This is a genomic window from Ornithinimicrobium avium (assembly GCF_003351765.1).
Lineage (GTDB): Bacteria > Actinomycetota > Actinomycetes > Actinomycetales > Dermatophilaceae > Ornithinicoccus > Ornithinicoccus avius.
Genome location: NZ_CP031229.1, coordinates 499,498 through 515,398 on the forward strand (window position 1 = coordinate 499,498; position 15,901 = coordinate 515,398).

Annotated in this window: 14 protein-coding genes; 10 read left to right on the forward strand and 4 right to left on the reverse strand. The window is 72.8% G+C overall.

Annotation, left to right across the window (positions count from 1 at the left end):
- The first annotated feature begins 9 nt into the window (after positions 1 to 9).
- The 10 genes from DV701_RS02285 to DV701_RS02330 all read left to right on the forward strand — a co-directional run bounded on the left by DV701_RS02285 (position 10) and on the right by DV701_RS02330 (position 9,555).
- On the forward strand, positions 10 to 459 hold the full coding sequence (locus tag DV701_RS02285) for a Rieske (2Fe-2S) protein (RefSeq protein WP_114926899.1): 450 nt from the start codon (positions 10 to 12) through the stop codon (positions 457 to 459).
- Positions 452 to 2,428 (forward strand): excinuclease ABC subunit UvrC, encoded by a 1,977-nt coding sequence (gene uvrC / locus DV701_RS02290; RefSeq protein WP_114926900.1) that lies wholly within the window; start codon positions 452 to 454, stop codon positions 2,426 to 2,428. The genes DV701_RS02285 and uvrC overlap by 8 nt, the downstream gene beginning before the upstream one ends.
- An 84-nt stretch (positions 2,429 to 2,512) precedes the next feature.
- Complete coding sequence (rapZ, locus tag DV701_RS02295) at positions 2,513 to 3,454, forward strand: RNase adapter RapZ (protein WP_228255173.1); 942 nt, start codon at positions 2,513 to 2,515, stop codon at positions 3,452 to 3,454.
- Positions 3,454 to 4,410 (forward strand): gluconeogenesis factor YvcK family protein, encoded by a 957-nt coding sequence (locus DV701_RS02300; protein WP_202863609.1) that lies wholly within the window; start codon positions 3,454 to 3,456, stop codon positions 4,408 to 4,410. The genes rapZ and DV701_RS02300 overlap by 1 nt, the downstream gene beginning before the upstream one ends.
- Before the next feature lie 101 nt (positions 4,411 to 4,511).
- A complete protein-coding gene (whiA, locus tag DV701_RS02305) occupies positions 4,512 to 5,492 on the forward strand; it encodes a DNA-binding protein WhiA (protein ID WP_114926901.1) in 981 nt (326 codons plus the stop codon).
- A 153-nt stretch (positions 5,493 to 5,645) separates the two neighbouring features.
- The gene (gene gap, locus DV701_RS02310; RefSeq protein WP_114926902.1) at positions 5,646 to 6,650 is read left to right on the forward strand and encodes a type I glyceraldehyde-3-phosphate dehydrogenase; all 1,005 of its coding nucleotides are present in this window, start codon (positions 5,646 to 5,648) and stop codon (positions 6,648 to 6,650) included.
- Positions 6,651 to 6,655: 5 nt separating this feature from the next.
- A complete protein-coding gene (locus DV701_RS02315) occupies positions 6,656 to 7,867 on the forward strand; it encodes a phosphoglycerate kinase (RefSeq protein WP_114926903.1) in 1,212 nt (403 codons plus the stop codon).
- Positions 7,867 to 8,673, forward strand: a complete 807-nt coding sequence (tpiA, locus tag DV701_RS02320) for a triose-phosphate isomerase (protein ID WP_114926904.1) — start codon at positions 7,867 to 7,869, stop codon at positions 8,671 to 8,673. Before DV701_RS02315 ends, tpiA begins: the two co-directional genes overlap by 1 nt.
- A 134-nt stretch (positions 8,674 to 8,807) precedes the next feature.
- Positions 8,808 to 9,050, forward strand: coding sequence for a preprotein translocase subunit SecG (secG, locus tag DV701_RS02325; protein WP_114930618.1), 243 nt, complete (start codon positions 8,808 to 8,810; stop codon positions 9,048 to 9,050).
- Between the two features lie 148 nt (positions 9,051 to 9,198).
- Positions 9,199 to 9,555: an RNA polymerase-binding protein RbpA gene (locus DV701_RS02330; protein ID WP_114926905.1), complete on the forward strand. Its 357-nt coding sequence runs from the start codon at positions 9,199 to 9,201 to the stop codon at positions 9,553 to 9,555.
- Positions 9,556 to 9,685: 130 nt separating this feature from the next.
- Here DV701_RS02330 and pgl read toward each other — a convergent pair whose 3' ends face one another.
- Genes pgl through tal form a run of 4 tightly spaced genes read right to left on the reverse strand, consistent with a single transcriptional unit; the run spans position 9,686 to position 15,880 of the window.
- Positions 9,686 to 11,542: a 6-phosphogluconolactonase gene (gene pgl / locus DV701_RS02335; RefSeq protein WP_162802754.1), complete on the reverse strand. Its 1,857-nt coding sequence runs from the start codon at positions 11,540 to 11,542 to the stop codon at positions 9,686 to 9,688.
- Positions 11,539 to 13,092, reverse strand: a complete 1,554-nt coding sequence (gene zwf / locus DV701_RS02340) for a glucose-6-phosphate dehydrogenase (protein WP_114926907.1) — start codon at positions 13,090 to 13,092, stop codon at positions 11,539 to 11,541. The genes pgl and zwf overlap by 4 nt, the downstream gene beginning before the upstream one ends.
- Complete coding sequence (locus tag DV701_RS02345) at positions 13,089 to 14,738, reverse strand: glucose-6-phosphate isomerase (protein ID WP_114926908.1); 1,650 nt, start codon at positions 14,736 to 14,738, stop codon at positions 13,089 to 13,091. Before DV701_RS02345 ends, zwf begins: the two co-directional genes overlap by 4 nt.
- Complete coding sequence (gene tal, locus DV701_RS02350) at positions 14,735 to 15,880, reverse strand: transaldolase (RefSeq protein ID WP_114926909.1); 1,146 nt, start codon at positions 15,878 to 15,880, stop codon at positions 14,735 to 14,737. Before tal ends, DV701_RS02345 begins: the two co-directional genes overlap by 4 nt.
- Between the last annotated feature and the right edge of the window lie 21 nt (positions 15,881 to 15,901).

Genomic DNA, 15,901 nt, shown 5'->3' on the forward strand with positions numbered 1-15,901 from the left:
GGAGGACGCATGACCCAGCCGACCAGCGCCGCCCCCTGCGCCTGCGGCACCTCCCGCCGCCGGCTGCTGCAGGGTGCCGGTGCCGTGTCCGTCGCGGGAGCCTCCGCGGCGCTGCTCTCCGCCTGCGGGGGCCGGTCCTCGCCCTCGGCGGCCTCGACGGCGGCCGACGGCGCGCTCGTCGTGCCCGCGGCGGACACCGGGGTCGGCTCCTCGACGTACTACCGTGACGCCAAGATCATCGTCAGCCAGCCGCAGGAGGGGGACTTCGTGGCCTTCGGCTCCACCTGCCCGCACGCGGGTTGCGCGGTCTCCGAGAGGGAGGGCGCGGTCCTGGTCTGCCCGTGCCACGGCAGCCGCTTCGACCCCGCCACCGGCGACGTCGTCCAGGGCCCGGCGACGACCGGTCTGACGGTCCTGGACGTCACCGTCGACGGCGGGGACCTGCTGGTCCGTGGCTGACCCCGCCAGCTACCGGCCGCGGCCGGGGGAGATCCCCGCCGAGCCGGGCGTCTACCGCTTCCGCGACCGGCACGGGCGGGTCATCTACGTCGGCAAGGCCGGGTCCCTGCGCTCCCGGCTCTCCTCCTACTTCCAGGACCCCGCCGCCCTCCACCCGCGGACCCGGCAGATGGTCACGACCGGCGCCAGCGTCGAGTGGACCGTCGTGCGCAACGAGGTCGAGGCCCTTCAGCTGGAATACTCCTGGATCAAGCAGTTCGACCCGCGCTTCAACGTCAAGTACCGCGACGACAAGTCCTACCCCTACCTTGCGGTCACGATGGGCGAGGAGTTCCCCCGTGCCCAGGTGATGCGGGGCTCGAAGCGTCCCGGCACCCGCTACTTCGGTCCCTACACGCACGCCTGGGCGATCCGCGAGACGCTGGACACCCTGCTGCGGGTGTTCCCCGTGCGGACCTGCTCCAAGGGGGTCTTCCGGCGCGCCCAGCAGACCGGCCGCCCCTGCCTGCTCGGCTACATCGGCAAGTGCTCGGCGCCGTGCGTGGGCTGGATCAGTCCCGAGGACCACCGGGCGCTGGCCGAGGACTTCTGCGCCTTCATGGCCGGCGACCACGCCCGGTTCGTCAGGCAGCTCGAGGCGGACATGCAGGCGGCCTCGGCCGAGCTGGACTTCGAGACCGCAGCCCGCCTCCGCGACGACGTCGCCGCCCTCAAGCGTGCCCTGGAGCGGTCCGCGGTCGTGCTCAACGACGACACCGACGCCGACGTCTACGCCCTGGCGGACGACGAGCTGGAGGTGGCCGTCCAGGTCTTCCTCGTCCGCGGCGGGCGCATCCGCGGCCAGCGCGGCTGGGTGAGCGAGAAGGGCGCCGAGGACCTGGGCTCGGTCGTCGAGCACCTGCTGCAGCAGGTCTACGGGGCCGAGGAGGGCGACGAGGTGCCCCGCGAGGTCCTGGTGCCGGTCCTGCCGTCCGGGCACGAGGAGCTCGAGGAGTGGCTCGGCGGGCTGCGCGGCGCCCGGGTGCGCGTGCGCGTCCCCCAGCGGGGCGACAAGCGCACCCTGATGCAGACCGTCGCCCGCAACGCCGAGCAGGCACTGGCCCGGCACAAGGTCGCCCGATCCGGCGACCTGACCCTGCGCTCGCAGGCCCTGCAGGAGCTGCAGGACGCGCTCGAGCTGGGCGAGGCACCGCTACGGATCGAGTCCTTCGACATCAGCCACGTGCAGGGCAGCGACATGGTCGGCTCGATGGTCGTCTTCGAGGACGGGCTGGCCCGCAGGTCGGAGTACCGCCGCTACGTCGTGCGCGAGGGCACCGGCGACGACACCGCCGCGATGCACGAGGTGCTGACGCGGCGGTTCCGGCACCTCGTGAGGGGCCGCGCGCGCGCCGAGGAGGGCCGGGTCGCCGGGGAGGCCGACCGGCCCGCGGGCCTGGAGGAGACGGACGGGCCCGACGAGGGCAGGGACAGCTCGTCCACCTTCCGCTACCCGCCCAACCTCGTCGTCGTCGACGGCGGGCTGCCGCAGGTCAACGCCGCGCAGGCGGCCCTCACCGAGGTCGGCGTCTCCGACGTGACGGTCGTGGGTCTGGCCAAGCGGCTCGAGGAGGTCTGGATCCCCGGGCAGGACCACCCCGTGGTGCTGCCGCGCACCAGCGAGGGCCTCTACCTGCTGCAGCGCGTGCGGGACGAGGCCCACCGGTTCGCCAACACCTTCCACCGGCAGCGCCGCTCGCGGTCGATGACCGCCAGCGAGCTGGACGGCATACCCGGTCTGGGGAAGGCGCGTCAGCAGTCGCTGCTCGCGCGCTTCGGCTCCGTCAAGGCGCTGCGTCGTGCCACGGTGGAGCAGCTCCAGGAGGTCCCCGGCATCGGACCGGCCGTCGCGACCGCCGTCTTCACCCGGCTGCAGGGCGCCGAGCGGGGGGTGGCGGTTAACCTGAGCACCGGCGAGGTCCTCGACTGAGCCGGCCGCCCAACGGGCGGCGACCCGGCGGCGCGCCGTGAGAGCGTCGTGCCGCGCCGTGACCGACGACGAGGTGAGCCCACCGTGACCCCCGAGGATCGCACCGCAGAGCCGTCCCCGACGACCGCGGAGCCGGCCGTGCCCCCCGCCGGGCACGTGCGCCGCCAGGACGTCGTCGTCCTCACCGGCATGTCCGGGGCCGGACGGACCACCGCCGGGGACGTGCTCGAGGACCGTGGCTGGTACGTCGTGGACAACCTGCCGCCCTCGATGATCGTCCAGCTCATGGAGGTCACCGCCGACGACCCGCAGCGGCAGAAGGTCGCCGCCGTCGTCGACGTCCGCAGCCGCGACTTCACCACCGAGCTGTCGGTCGCGCTCAAGGAGCTGACCGTCCTGGGCTGGCGCCCCCGGGTGGTCTTCGTCGACTCCTCCGACGAGGCCCTCGTCCGCCGCTTCGACGCGGTCCGGCGACCGCACCCGCTCCAGGGGGACGGGTTGCTGCTGGACGGGATCCGGCGCGAGCGGCGGACGCTCGCCGACCTGCGCTCCAACGCCGACGTGGTCGTGGACACCAGCAACTACAACGTGCACCAGCTCAGCGCCAAGATCGACTCGCTGGTCGAGACCGGGGTCGAGGTCCGGCTGCGCCTGGCGGTGATGTCCTTCGGGTTCAAGTACGGCATCCCCCTGGACGCCGACGTGGTGCTCGACCTGCGCTTCCTGCCCAATCCCTACTGGAACCCCGAGATGCGGCCCTACACCGGCAAGGACGCGGTCGTGCGCGAGTTCGTCCTCGGGCAGGAGCTCGCGGGCAGCTACCTGGACCACGTCGAGGCGATGCTGCGCACCGCCACCGCCGGCTACCTGGCCGAGGGACGCCGCTACGTGACGGTCGCGGTGGGCTGCACCGGCGGCAAGCACCGCTCGGTGGCGATCGCGGAGGACCTGGCGCTGCGGCTGGGCGACCTGGAGGACGCCGGCGTGCAGCTGACCACCTTCCACCGCGACCTGGGACGGGAGTGATGCCTCCCCGGGTGGTCGCCATGGGCGGCGGCCACGGTCTGTCGGCCACGCTGCAGGCGCTGCGCCACATCACCGAGGCCATCACCGCCGTCGTGACGGTCGCCGACGACGGCGGCTCCAGCGGCCGGCTGCGCGAGCAGTTCGACATCCTGCCCCCGGGCGACCTGCGGATGGCCCTGGCCGCACTGTGCGAGGACACCAGCTGGGGCCACCAGTGGTCGGCGGTGCTGCAGCACCGCTTCCGCGGGCACGGGGAGCTCGGCGGGCACGCCCTGGGCAACCTGCTCATCACCGCGCTGTGGGACCTCATCCCCGACCAGCAGGTGCGCGGTCTCGACCTGGTCGGGCGGCTGCTCAACACCCGGGGCCGGGTGCTGCCCATGTCGCTCGTGCCCCTGGACATCGAGGCGTCCGTGCTGGTGCCCGACGACATGGGGGAGGGGGCCGAGATCATCGTGCGGGGCCAGTCGAGGGTGGCCCGCCACTCCGGCAAGGTGGAGACCGTGCGGCTGACGCCGCAGGCACCGCCGGCCTGCCCCGAGGCGCTGGAGTCCATCAAGCTGGCCGACTTCGTGGTGCTCGGCCCCGGGTCGTGGTTCACCTCGGTCATGCCGCACCTGCTGGTGCCCGAGCTGCTCCGGGCGCTGCGCGACACCCCGGCCAGCCGGATCCTCACCCTCAACGTGAGCCTGACCGACGACGAGGCCAGCGGGTACACCGTCGCCGAGCACGTCCACGCCGTCGTCAACCACGCCCCCGGCCTCACCTTCGACCACGTCATCGCCGACCCTCAGGTGGTGCGCACCGACGCCGAGCGGGCCGCCCTGGAGGCGGCCGTCGAGCAGCTCGGGGCCGCCCTGGTGGTGACGACCGTGGCCAAGATGGGCGCGCCGGGGGTGCACGACACCCTGCGGCTCGCAGCGGCCTTCAGGGACATCATGGCGGTGACGCGGTGAGTCCCGGGTCGGGCCAGGGAACGGGTACCCTGCCCGCAGCGAGGAGCCAGCAGATGGGGTCTGCTCCGACCCTGCACGGGCGTAGAAGGAGGTTGACGGCAGTGGCGATGACCGCGAGGGTCAAGGACGAGCTCAGCCGGCTGCCGGTCACCAGGACCTGCTGCCGCAAGGCGGAGGTGTCCACGATGCTGCGCTTCGCCGGCGGTCTGCACATCGTCGGGGGGCGCATCGTCATCGAGGCCGAGCTGGACGCGGCGCAGAGCGCCCGTCGGCTGCGCGCCTTCATGGCCGAGGTCTACGGCAGCAGCAGCGAGCTCATGGTGCTCAAGCCGGGAGGGCTGCGCAAGCAGACGCGGTATGTCGTGCGCGCCACCTCCGACGGCGAGTCGCTGGCGCGCCAGACCGGCCTCATCGACAACCGCGGGCGTCCGGTCCGCGGACTGCCGCCGCGGGTCGTGGGCGCCAGCGTCTGCGACGCTGAGGCCGCCTGGCGGGGAGCCTTCCTCGCGCACGGCTCGATCACCGAGCCGGGACGCTCCTCCGCCCTCGAGGTCACCTGCCCCGGGCCGGAGGCTGCGCTGGCGCTCGTCGGCGCCGCCCGCCGCCTGGGCATCCAGGCCAAGGCCAGGGAGGTGCGGGGCGTGGACCGCGTGGTGATCCGCGACGGCGACGCCATCGGCGCGATGCTCACCCGGCTGGGCGCCCACGACGCCGTGCTGGCGTGGGAGGAGCGCCGGATGCGCCGCGAGGTCCGGGCCACCGCCAACCGGCTGGCCAACTTCGACGACGCCAACCTGCGCCGTTCGGCCCGGGCCGCGGTCGCGGCCGGTGCTCGGGTGGAGCGCGCCCTGGAGATCCTCGCCGGCGAGATCCCCGAGCACCTGCGTGTGGCCGGGGAGCTGCGGCTGAAGCACAAGCAGGCCAGCCTCGAGGAGCTCGGCCAGATCGCGGACCCGCCGATGACCAAGGACGCGGTCGCGGGCCGGATCCGGCGGCTGCTGGCGATGGCGGACAAGCGCGCCGAGGAGCTGGGGATCGAGGACACCGAGGCCAGCCTCACGCCCGACATGCTCGACGACTGACACGGGCCTGCCCGGCGACCGACCCTGAGCTCAGCAGAAGGGTCCCCTGCTTTTGGTGCGTCCCCGTGGTGCCGATAGGTTGGGACCAGACGACGACGTCGATCACCGTGGCGCGCAGACGGCGTGCCACCACCGACGAGGGAAGGTTGTTCCATGACCGTTCGCGTAGGCATCAACGGCTTCGGCCGCATCGGCCGCAACTTCATCCGGGCCGTGCTGGCCTCGGGCGCCGACATCGAGATCGTGGGGGTGAACGACCTGACCGACAACGAGACGCTGGCGCACCTGCTCAAGTACGACTCGATCCTGGGTCGGCTCGACGCCGAGGTGACCGCGACCGAGGACGACATCAGCGTCGACGGCCGCTCGATCCGGGCGTTCGCCGAGACGGACCCGGCAGCCCTGCCGTGGGGCGAGCTCGGCGCCGACGTCGTCGTGGAGTCCACCGGCATCTTCACCGACGCGACCAAGGCCCGGGCGCACATCGACGCCGGCGCCAAGAAGGTCATCATCTCCGCGCCGGCCAAGAACGAGGACATCACCCTGGTGCTCGGCGTCAACGCCGACGACTACGACCCGGCCGCGCACGACATCATCTCCAACGCCTCCTGCACGACCAACTGCCTGGCCCCGATGGCCAAGGTCCTGCACGAGGAGTTCGAGATCGTCAAGGGCCTGATGACCACCATCCACGCCTACACCGCCGACCAGAACCTGCAGGACGGCCCGCACAAGGACCTGCGCCGCGCCCGAGCCGCAGCCCTCAACATCGTGCCGACCAAGACCGGTGCGGCGCAGGCGGTGGCGCTCGTGCTGCCCGAGCTCAAGGGCCGCTTCGACGGCTACGCGCTGCGGGTCCCGGTGCCGACCGGCTCGGCCACCGACCTCACCTTCGAGGCCGGCCGCGAGGTCACCGTGGAGGAGGTCAACGCGGCCATGAAGAAGGCCGCCGAGGGGCCCCTCAAGGGCATCCTGTCCTACACCGAGGACCCGATCGTCTCCAAGGACATCGAGACCGACCCGCACTCCTGCATCTTCGACTCCGGCCTGACCAAGGTCATCGGCAACCAGGTCAAGGTCGTGGGCTGGTACGACAACGAGTGGGGCTACTCCAACCGCCTGGTCGACATCGTCGCCCTGGTCGGCAGCAAGCTCTGAGCCCGATGCGCACGATCGAGCAGCTCGCCGAGGAGCTCGGCGGACTCGCCGGCCGGACCGTGCTGGTCCGCAGCGACCTCAACGTCCCGCTGGACGGGTCGACCATCACCGACGACGGACGGGTGCGCGCCTCGGTGCCCACCGTCCGCCTGCTGGCCGACGCCGGCGCCCGCGTGGTCGTCGTGGCGCACCTGGGCCGCCCCAAGGGCGTCCCGGAGGCGAAGTACTCCCTGGGGCCGGTCGCCGGGCGCCTCGGCGAGCTGCTCGGTCGCCCCGTCGGCTTCGTCACGGAGACGGTCGGCCCGCAGGCGCAGGCCGCGGTCGCCGCGATGTCCGACGGGGAGGTCCTCGTCCTGGAGAACCTCCGGTTCAACCCGGGGGAGACCGCCAGGAGCGACGAGGAGCGCGCGGACTTCGCCCGGCAGCTGGCCGGGATGGTCGACGCCTTCGTCTCCGACGGGTTCGGCGTCGTGCACCGCGCCCAGGCGTCGGTGTATGACGTCGCCCGCCTGCTCCCGCACGCGGCCGGCGACCTGGTCCGCTCCGAGGTCGAGGTCATGCGCCAGCTGCGCGAGGATCCCCGGCGCCCCTACGCGGTGGTGCTGGGGGGCGCGAAGGTCAGCGACAAGCTCGGCGTCATCGAGTCCCTGATCGCGGTCGCCGACCGGCTGCTGATCGGCGGCGGGATGGTCTTCACCTTCCTCAAGGCCCAGGGGCACGAGGTGGGCACGAGCCTGCTGGAGGCCGACCAGGTCGACACGGTGCGCGGCTATCTCGGGACCGCGGCCGAGCGCGGCGTGGAGATCGTGCTGCCGACGGACATCGTGGTCGCCGACGCCTTCTCGGCCGACGCGCGCCACGAGGTGGTGGCGGCGGACTCCATACCCGCCGGCATGATGGGCCTGGACATCGGACCAGACTCGGAGAAGTTGTTCGCAGACCGCCTCGCAGACGCCCGGACCGTCTTCTGGAACGGGCCGATGGGCGCGTTCGAGATGGAGCCCTTCGCCAGCGGCACCCGCGCGGTGGCCAAGGTCCTGGTCGAGCGCACGCACGAGGGTGCGATGACCGTCGTCGGAGGCGGCGACAGCGCCGCCGCGGTGCGAGAGTTCGGCTACGACGAGGACGACTTCGGCCACATCTCCACCGGCGGTGGGGCCAGCCTGGAATACCTGGAGGGCAAGGAACTGCCCGGACTGACCGTCCTGGAGGACTGATGGCTGCCAAGACCGCACGTACCCCGCTGATGGCGGGCAACTGGAAGATGAACCTGGACCATCTCCAGGCCACCCACCTGGTGCAGAAGCTGGACTGGACGCTGCGCGACGCGCGGCACGACTTCGACGCCGTCGAGGTGGTCGTGCTGCCGCCGTTCACCGACCTGCGCTCGGTGCAGACGCTGGTCCAGGGCGACAAGCTCCGGCTCGGCTTCGGCGGGCAGGACCTGTCCCAGCACGACGACGGCGCCTACACCGGGGAGATCTCGGGGGCGTTCCTGGCCAAGCTCGGCTGCACCTACGTGGTCGTCGGGCACAGCGAGCGCCGTCAGTACCACGCCGAGGACGACGACGTGGTGTCCGCCAAGGTGCGCGCCGCCCTGCGTCACGGCCTGACGCCGCTGCTGTGCGTGGGGGAGGACCTGGAGGTGCGTCAGGCCGGCCGCCAGGTCGAGCACGTCGTCGATCAGCTGCGCGGTGCGCTGTCCGGGCTCGAGGCCGATCAGGTCGCGCGGGTCGTCGTCGCCTACGAGCCGGTGTGGGCCATCGGCACCGGGGAGGTGGCCACGCCGCAGGACGCCCAGGAGGTCTGCTCCGCGATCCGCTCGGCCGTGCGCGAGCTCGCCGGGGCGGAGGTCGCCGACGGGATGCGCGTGCTCTACGGCGGCTCGGTCAAGCCCGGCAACGTCGCCGAGATCATGGCCCAGGACGATGTCGACGGGGCCCTGGTCGGCGGGGCCTCGCTGTCGGTGGACGACTTCGCGGCCATCTGCCGCTACCAGCAGCACCACGGCGCCGGCGCGTAGCGCCACGGTGTCCGACCCGGCCCCAGGTCCCCCGCAGCTTTTCGGTGGGGGACCGGGCCTGGGTTAGGCTGTCATTCGCCCTGCGGTGCGGGGCGCCATCCATCCTGCTGATTCGATGACGAGGTGTGTCCCGCGTGGAGTACGTGCGCTGGTTCCTGAACTCCCTGCTGGTGATCACGAGCATCTTCCTCGTGCTGCTCATCCTCATGCACAAGGGCAAGGGCGGCGGCATGTCGGACATGTTCGGCGGGGGGATGAGCAGCAGCCTGGGCGGCTCGTCCATCGCCGAGCGCAACCTCAACCGGATCACCGTCGCGGTGGCCGTGGTCTGGACCGCGGTCGTCGTCGGGCTGGGCCTGCTCATCCGGTTCGCCTGACCGGGACCGGCGGGGCCGGGGGGAGGGCGGCACGGCATACCCCCTGTCGGGGAAGGGGCGCCACAGGCTACGCTGCGTTCCTGACCCGTCGCTGCGTCCGTCCTGAAGGGCGCGGCCGGCACGGCGCACGAAGGAGAGGGCCTGGCAGATGGTCGGCACCAACGCGATCCGCGGCAGCAAGGTGGGCTCAGGCCCGACGGGGGAGAGCGAGAGGGGGCAGTCGGCCCCGCGCATCGTGGTGAGCTACTGGTGCGCCAACGGGCACGAGACGACACCCAGCTTCGCCGAGGGCGGCGAGATCGAGATCCCCGAGACCTGGGACTGTCCGCGCTGCGGGCTGCCGGCCGGCACCGACCCGGAGCATCCCCCGGAGGCGCCGCGCACCGAGCCCTACAAGACGCACCTGGCCTACGTGAAGGAGCGCCGCACCGACGGTGACGGCGCCGCGCTGCTCGACGAGGCGCTGCGCTCGCTGCGGGAGCGGCGAGGCACCGGCACGGCCTAGACCGACCGAGGGCGCCGGCAGGGGCACGCGTCGTCCCGCCGCACCCACCTGGCCCGACCGTGCCTTCCGCATGCTCGCGCGGGCGTGGCTACCTGCCACGCCGGGGCCGGACCGGGACGGGGCCGGGTGGTCAGTCCAGCTCGGCCGCAGCGTCCTCGTCCAGCCACCAGACCGTCTCGCGCCGGCCCCGGACGCAGGAGGCGGGCACGTCGGGGTCGTCGTGGGTGGCCGTGGCGGTCGCCACGGCGTCGGCCTTGTCCGACCCGCTGACGACCAGCCACACGGAATGGGCCGCGGACAGGGCCGGCACGGTCATCGTCACGCGCGCCGGCGGAGGCTTGGGGGAGTCGGTGACCGCCGCCGTGGTGCTCTCCTGCTCCCTGACCTGGGGGAGCCCGGGAAAGAGCGAGGCCACGTGCGTGTCCGGGCCCATGCCGAGCATGACCACGTCGAAGGCAGGGACGGACTGGCCCTCCAGGGACTGCTCGGCCAGCGACGCGGCGTAGCGGGCGGCGGCCTCGCCGGCCCGTGCCGGGTCGGCGCCGCCGGGGACCCGGTGGACGTTCTCCTTCAGCACGGGAAGGTCGCCGAGCCCGGCCGCGTCCGCCTGGACGTCGTTGCGGTCCTCGTCGTCGGTCGGGAGGTAGCGCTCGTCGCCCCACCACAGGTGGGTGGACCGCCAGGCGGCCCGGTCGAGGCGGCCGGCGTCGGCCCGCGCCGAGAGCGCCGTCATCACGGCGCTGCCCATCGAGCCTCCGGTGAGCACCACGTGCGCGATCCCGCGGTCGCGGAAGGCTGCGTCCACCCGGGCCGCGAGCGCGTCCGCCACCGCCTCGGCGAGGGCGCTCCGGTCGGTGTGCGCCCGCACCTCCGGCCCGGGTGCGTCCGTCCGCCCCTGGCTGAGGCCCTCGTCGACGAGCGCCCGGACGCGGTCCTCGTCGCGGCTGTCCGACGCCTCGCGGCCGGTCAGGTCCTTCGAGCCCAGCCCCTGCTGCACGGCGTCCACCTTGGGGGGATGACCGGGGACGCGTCCCCGACGCTCCGCCTCCGAGCGGGTCCCGCCCTGGGTGACGCGCGGCAGGCCGTCGCACAGGGTCTTGGCGTAGACCTCGTCGGCATCCAGCCGGCGCAGCTCCTCGGCGAGGACCTCGGGCAGGGTGGGCGTGCGCAGAGCCACCAGCCGTGGGCGGTTGTTGCCCACGCCGCTGAGCGTGGCCGTGTCGCTGCCGTCCTCGCTGCGGACCAGGTCGATCGGGCCGCTGTCACGGTCCAGCCGCACGCTCACCAGCCCGGTTCCCACGGCGCTGTGCACACGCGTCACGGGACAGCCCAGCGCGGCGGCCAGCCAGCCGGCCAGCAGGCCCGCGGCCGCGCTGTCGGGCTCGGCGGTGACCGCGGCCGAGGTCACCGGCTCGAAGGGCGCGGACTCCAGGGACGAGGCGAGCAGCGCGCGCCAGCGGGTCACCCGGGTCCACGACAGGTCGGTGTCGCCGGCCACGTAGTGCTTGCCGCGCCGCCGCAGCTGGGTGGCGGGGCGCGGGACCCCGGCCGCGTCGGTGATCCGCCGGTGGGCCATCAGGCCCAGGGGAGAGGACGCCACGTCGGCGGGCTCGGCCGCTGGCCACCAGGCCACGATGGGGGAGTCGGGCAGGAGCAGGGGAGTGACGACCGCGGCCTGCTGGCGCGTCAGCTCGCCGTAGAGGCGCAGCACGACGATCTCGCTGGCGCCGGCGTCGCCGCCGACGCGGATCTGGGCGTCGAGCCGTCCCTTGCCCCGGCTGTTGGAGCTGACGAGGACCAGGATGCGGGCGGGGTGCTGGCGGGTGGCGTCGTTGGCCGCCCGGATCGCGTCGTCGGCGTGCTCGTCGTCGACGGACACCAGCAGGGTGAGCACCCGGCCCATCGCCATCGCGCCGACGCTGTTGCGCAGCCGGAGGAGCTCCTTGGAGACCTCGCGGGTCGAGGTGCTGGGCAGGTCGCGGATCATGGCAGCCTCCACTCACGGCCGTCGTGACGCATCAGCTCGTCGGCGCAGGGCGGACCCCACGTGCCCGCCGGGTAGTCCTGCGGGGGCGTGTCGCTGGCCGCCCAGTGGTCGATGATCGGGTCGAGGATCCTCCACGACAGCTCGACCTCCTCGTGCCGGGGGAAGAGGGGCGGCTCACCGAGCAGGACGTCGAGGATGAGGCGCTCGTAGGCCTCCGGGCTGGACTCGGTGAACGAGGCGCCGTAGCCGAAGTCCATCGTGACGTCGCGCACCTCCATCTGGGTGCCGGGCACCTTGGAGCCGAAGCGCATCGTGACGCCCTCGTCGGGCTGCACGCGGATGACGACGGCGTTCTGCCCCAGCTCCTCGGTGGCGGTGTCGGTGAAGGGCAGGTGCGGGGCGCGCTTGAGCACGACCGCGATCTCGGTCACCCGCTTGCCCAGCCGCTTGCCGGTGCGCAGGTAGAAGGGGACGCCCGCCCAACGGCGGGTGTGCACCCAGAGCTTCATCGCGGCATACGTCTCGGTGTGCGCGGAGGCGTCCACGCCCTCCTCCTCGACGTAGCCGGGGACCGGTTCGCTGCCCTGCCAGCCCGCCGTGTAGCGGCCGCGGGCGGTCGCCGCGTCGAGGTCCTCGGGCAGGCGCACCGAGGCCAGCACCTTCTCCTTCTCGGCACGGACAGCGTCGGCGGTGAAGGCGATCGGCGGCTCCATCGCGGTCAGGGCGAGCAGCTGGAGCAGGTGGTTCTGGATGACGTCGCGGGCGGCGCCGACCTCGTCGTAGTAGCCGGCCCGTCCGCCGATGCCGATGTCCTCGGCCATCGTGATCTGGACGTGATCGACGTAGTGGCTGTTCCACACCGGCTCGAACATCTGGTTGGCGAAGCGCAGCGCCAGCAGGTTCTGGACCGTCTCCTTGCCCAGGTAGTGGTCGATCCGAAAGATCGAGTCCGGGGGGAAGACGCCCTCGACGATGGCGTTGAGCTCCTGGGCGCTGGCCAGGTCGTGGCCGAACGGCTTCTCGATGACGACCCGTCGCCAGGACCCCGGCTGCTGGTCCGCGAGGCCGGAGGCCTGCAGCTGGTCGCAGACCGGCGCGAACCAGGCCGGCGGGACGGACAGGTAGAAGGCGTGGTTGCCGCCGGTGCCGCGCTCCTCGTCCAGCGCGCGCACGGTGCGGGCCAGCAGCGTGAAGGCGTCGGCGTCGTCGAAGGACCCGGGGACGAAGCGGAAACCCTCGGCGAGCGTGCGCCACACCTCCTCCCGGAAGGGGGTGCGGGCGTGCTCGCGCACCGACTCGTGGACGACCTTGGCGAAGTCCTGGTCGGCCCACTCCCGACGGGCGAAGCCGACGAGGGAGAAGCCCGTCGGCAGCAGCCCGCGGTTGGCCAGGTCGTAGATCGCCGGCATGAGCTTCTTGCGGGCGAGGTCACCGGTGACGCCGAACATCACCATGCTGCACGGCCCCGCGATGCGGGGAAGCCGCTTGTCGTCGGGGTCGCGCAGCGGGTTGTGCTCGGCGGTGACGGCCGCGGGCGTGCGCTCGCTCAACGTGAGAGCACGTCCCGCAGCTGGGCCAGGCCGCGGACCTGGTCCGTCAGGTGCAGGCGCAGCACCGGCCGGCCGTGGTCGGCCAGCACTCCGGCGTCCCCTGCGGCCTGGGCGGCGATGACCTGCCCGAAGGTGAAGTCCTGTCCGGGGACCGGCAGGTCCTTCGACGGAGCTCCGGTGACCTGCAGGTAGACGCCCTGGGCGGGGCCGCCCTTGTGGTACTGCCCGGTGGAGTGCAGGAAGCGCGGGCCCCAGCCGAAGGTGACCGGCCGCCCGGTGCGCCGCACCAGGTCGGCCTGCACCTCGGCGAGATCGGCGTGCTCGACGCGGTCCAGGTAGACCATGACCGCCAGATAGCCGCGCGCGGGGTCCAGCTGGTCGACCAGCGCCCCGACCGCCGCCTCGACCGTGTCGGTGCCGGCCGGCAGCCAGTCGCCGGCCCGCAGCTCGACCGCGCCGTCCACGGCGCGCGGCTCCTGCCCGGACCCGCCTCCGCTCGACATGATCTCGCGGGCCGCCTCCTTGGCGCTCTCCACGTCGGGCTGGTCGAAGGGGTTGATCCCGAGCAGCTGCCCGGCCACGGAGGTGGCGACCTCCCACAGGAGGAGCTGGGCGCCCAGCGGGCCGGACACGTTGACGCGCGAGCCGGTCGCGGTCCGGGCCTTCCCGTCCCCGTCCGCCGGCTCGGTGTCCTCGTCGTCGGGATCTGCGGTGAGCGCCACCACCGTGCAGTCGCCCGGCTCGGTGATGCCGTCGGCGGGTCCGGTGCCCGCGGGGGTGACGACCGGCAGCACGCCGGTGCCCTGCTTGCCGGTCGACTCGGCGATCAGCTGCTCGGCCCAGTCGGCCAGCCCGTCGATCCCCGAGCCCAGGTCGGTGAAGAGCAGCTTGTCGCGCAGCGGCTCGGTGCCGCCCAGGGCTGCGCCCAGGCGCAGCCCGGGGTTGCCCAGGTCGTCGTCGGCCAGCAGGTCGGCGACTTCCTCGGCCTCGTCCAGCAGCGCCCCGACGTCGACGCCGGCGAGCCCGGAGGGGACCAGACCGAAGGCGGTGAGCGCGGAGTAGCGACCGCCGACGCCGGGGTCGGCGTTGACGACGCGGTAGCCCCCGGCGCGGGCCTGCTCGTCCATCGCGCTGCCGGGGTCGGTGACGAACACCATCCGCTCGGTGGGGTCGATCCCGGCCTCGGTGAACGCCTGCACGAAGGCCCGGCGCTGGGAGTCGGTCTCCAGGGTCGTGCCGGACTTGGAGGAGACCACGACCCCGGTGGCCGCCAGGTCCTCCTCCACCGCGGCGCGGACCATGTCGGGGTCGGAGCTGTCCAGGACGACCAGCGGGACCCCTGCCGTGGCGCAGATGACCTCGGGTGCCAGGCTCGAACCGCCCATGCCGCAGAGCACGATCCGGGAGACACCGCGGTCGCGCAGCTGCTCGCGCAGCGCCTCGACCTCGCCGACCAGCGGTCGGGAGGACCGGGGCAGACCGACCCAGGACAGCCGGACGGAGGCCTCGGACTCGGCGTCCTCGCCCCACAGCGTCGCGTCCTGCGCGAAGAGCCGGGAGGCGAACCGATGCTCGACCAGGCCCGCGAGGTGGCGCTCGACCGCGTCCGCAGCGGCGCCGAGGGCCTCGACCGTCAGGGCGTTCATGCGCGCCCCGGGTGCTTGGACATCTCTGCGGCGACCGTGTCCAGCAGCTCCTGCCAGGACTTCTCGAACTTGTCCACGCCCTCCTCCTCCAGCAGGTCGACGACGTCGGAGTAGGAGACGCCGACCGCGGCGAGGTCGTCGAGCACCTTCTGCGCGTCGTCGTAGGCACCGGTGACCGTGTCGCCGGTGATCTCGGCGTGGTCGATCGTGGCCTCGAGGGTCTTGTCCGGCATGGTGTTGACGGTGTCGGGTGCGACCAGCTCGGTGACGTAGAGCGTGTCGGGGTAGTCGGGGTTCTTCACGCCGGTGGACGCCCACAGCGGCCGCTGCACGTGCGCACCGTCGTCGGCGAGGTTCTGCCAGCGCGGCGTGGAGAAGACCTCCTCGAAGGCCTGGTAGGCCAGGCGGGCGTTGGCCACGCCCGCCTTGCCCCGCAGCGCCAGGGCCTCGTCGGTGCCGATCTGGTCCAGCCGCTTGTCGACCTCGCTGTCCACCCGGGAGACGAAGAAGGAGGCCACCGAACGGATGCTGGACAGGTCCCTGCCGCGCTCACGCGCCTGCTCCAGGCCGGTGAGGTAGGCGTTCATGACCCCGCGGTAGCGGTCCAGGCTGAAGATCAGCGTGACGTTGACGCTGATGCCCTCGGCCAGGGTCTGCGTGATCGCGGGCAGGCCCTCGACGGTCGCGGGGATCTTGATGAACAGGTTGGGCCGGTCGATCTCGGCCCACAGCCGCTTGGCCGTCTCGACGGTGGCGGCCGTGTCGGCGGACAGGCGGGGGTCGACCTCGATGGAGACACGGCCGTCCAGCCCGCCGGTGCGCTGAAAGACCGGGGCGAAGACGTCGCAGGCGTCGCGCACGTCGGTGGTCGTCAGCGCGAAGACCGCCTCGTCGGTGGACACGGTGTCCATGCCCAGGGACTCGATCTGGTCGGTGTAGGCCTCGCCCTCGGACAGGGCCGTGGCGAAGATCGTCGGGTTGGTGGTGATCCCGAGCACCCCGCGGTCGATGTATGCCGCGAGGTCTCCGTCGGCGATCATCGGCCGGTTGAGGTCGTCGAGCCAGACCGAGACGCCCTGGTCGGCCAGCTCGTGCAGGGCCGTGCGGGTGGTGGTCGTGGGGTTGGCGTTGCTGTCGCTCATGGTGTCCTCTTCCTCGTTCTT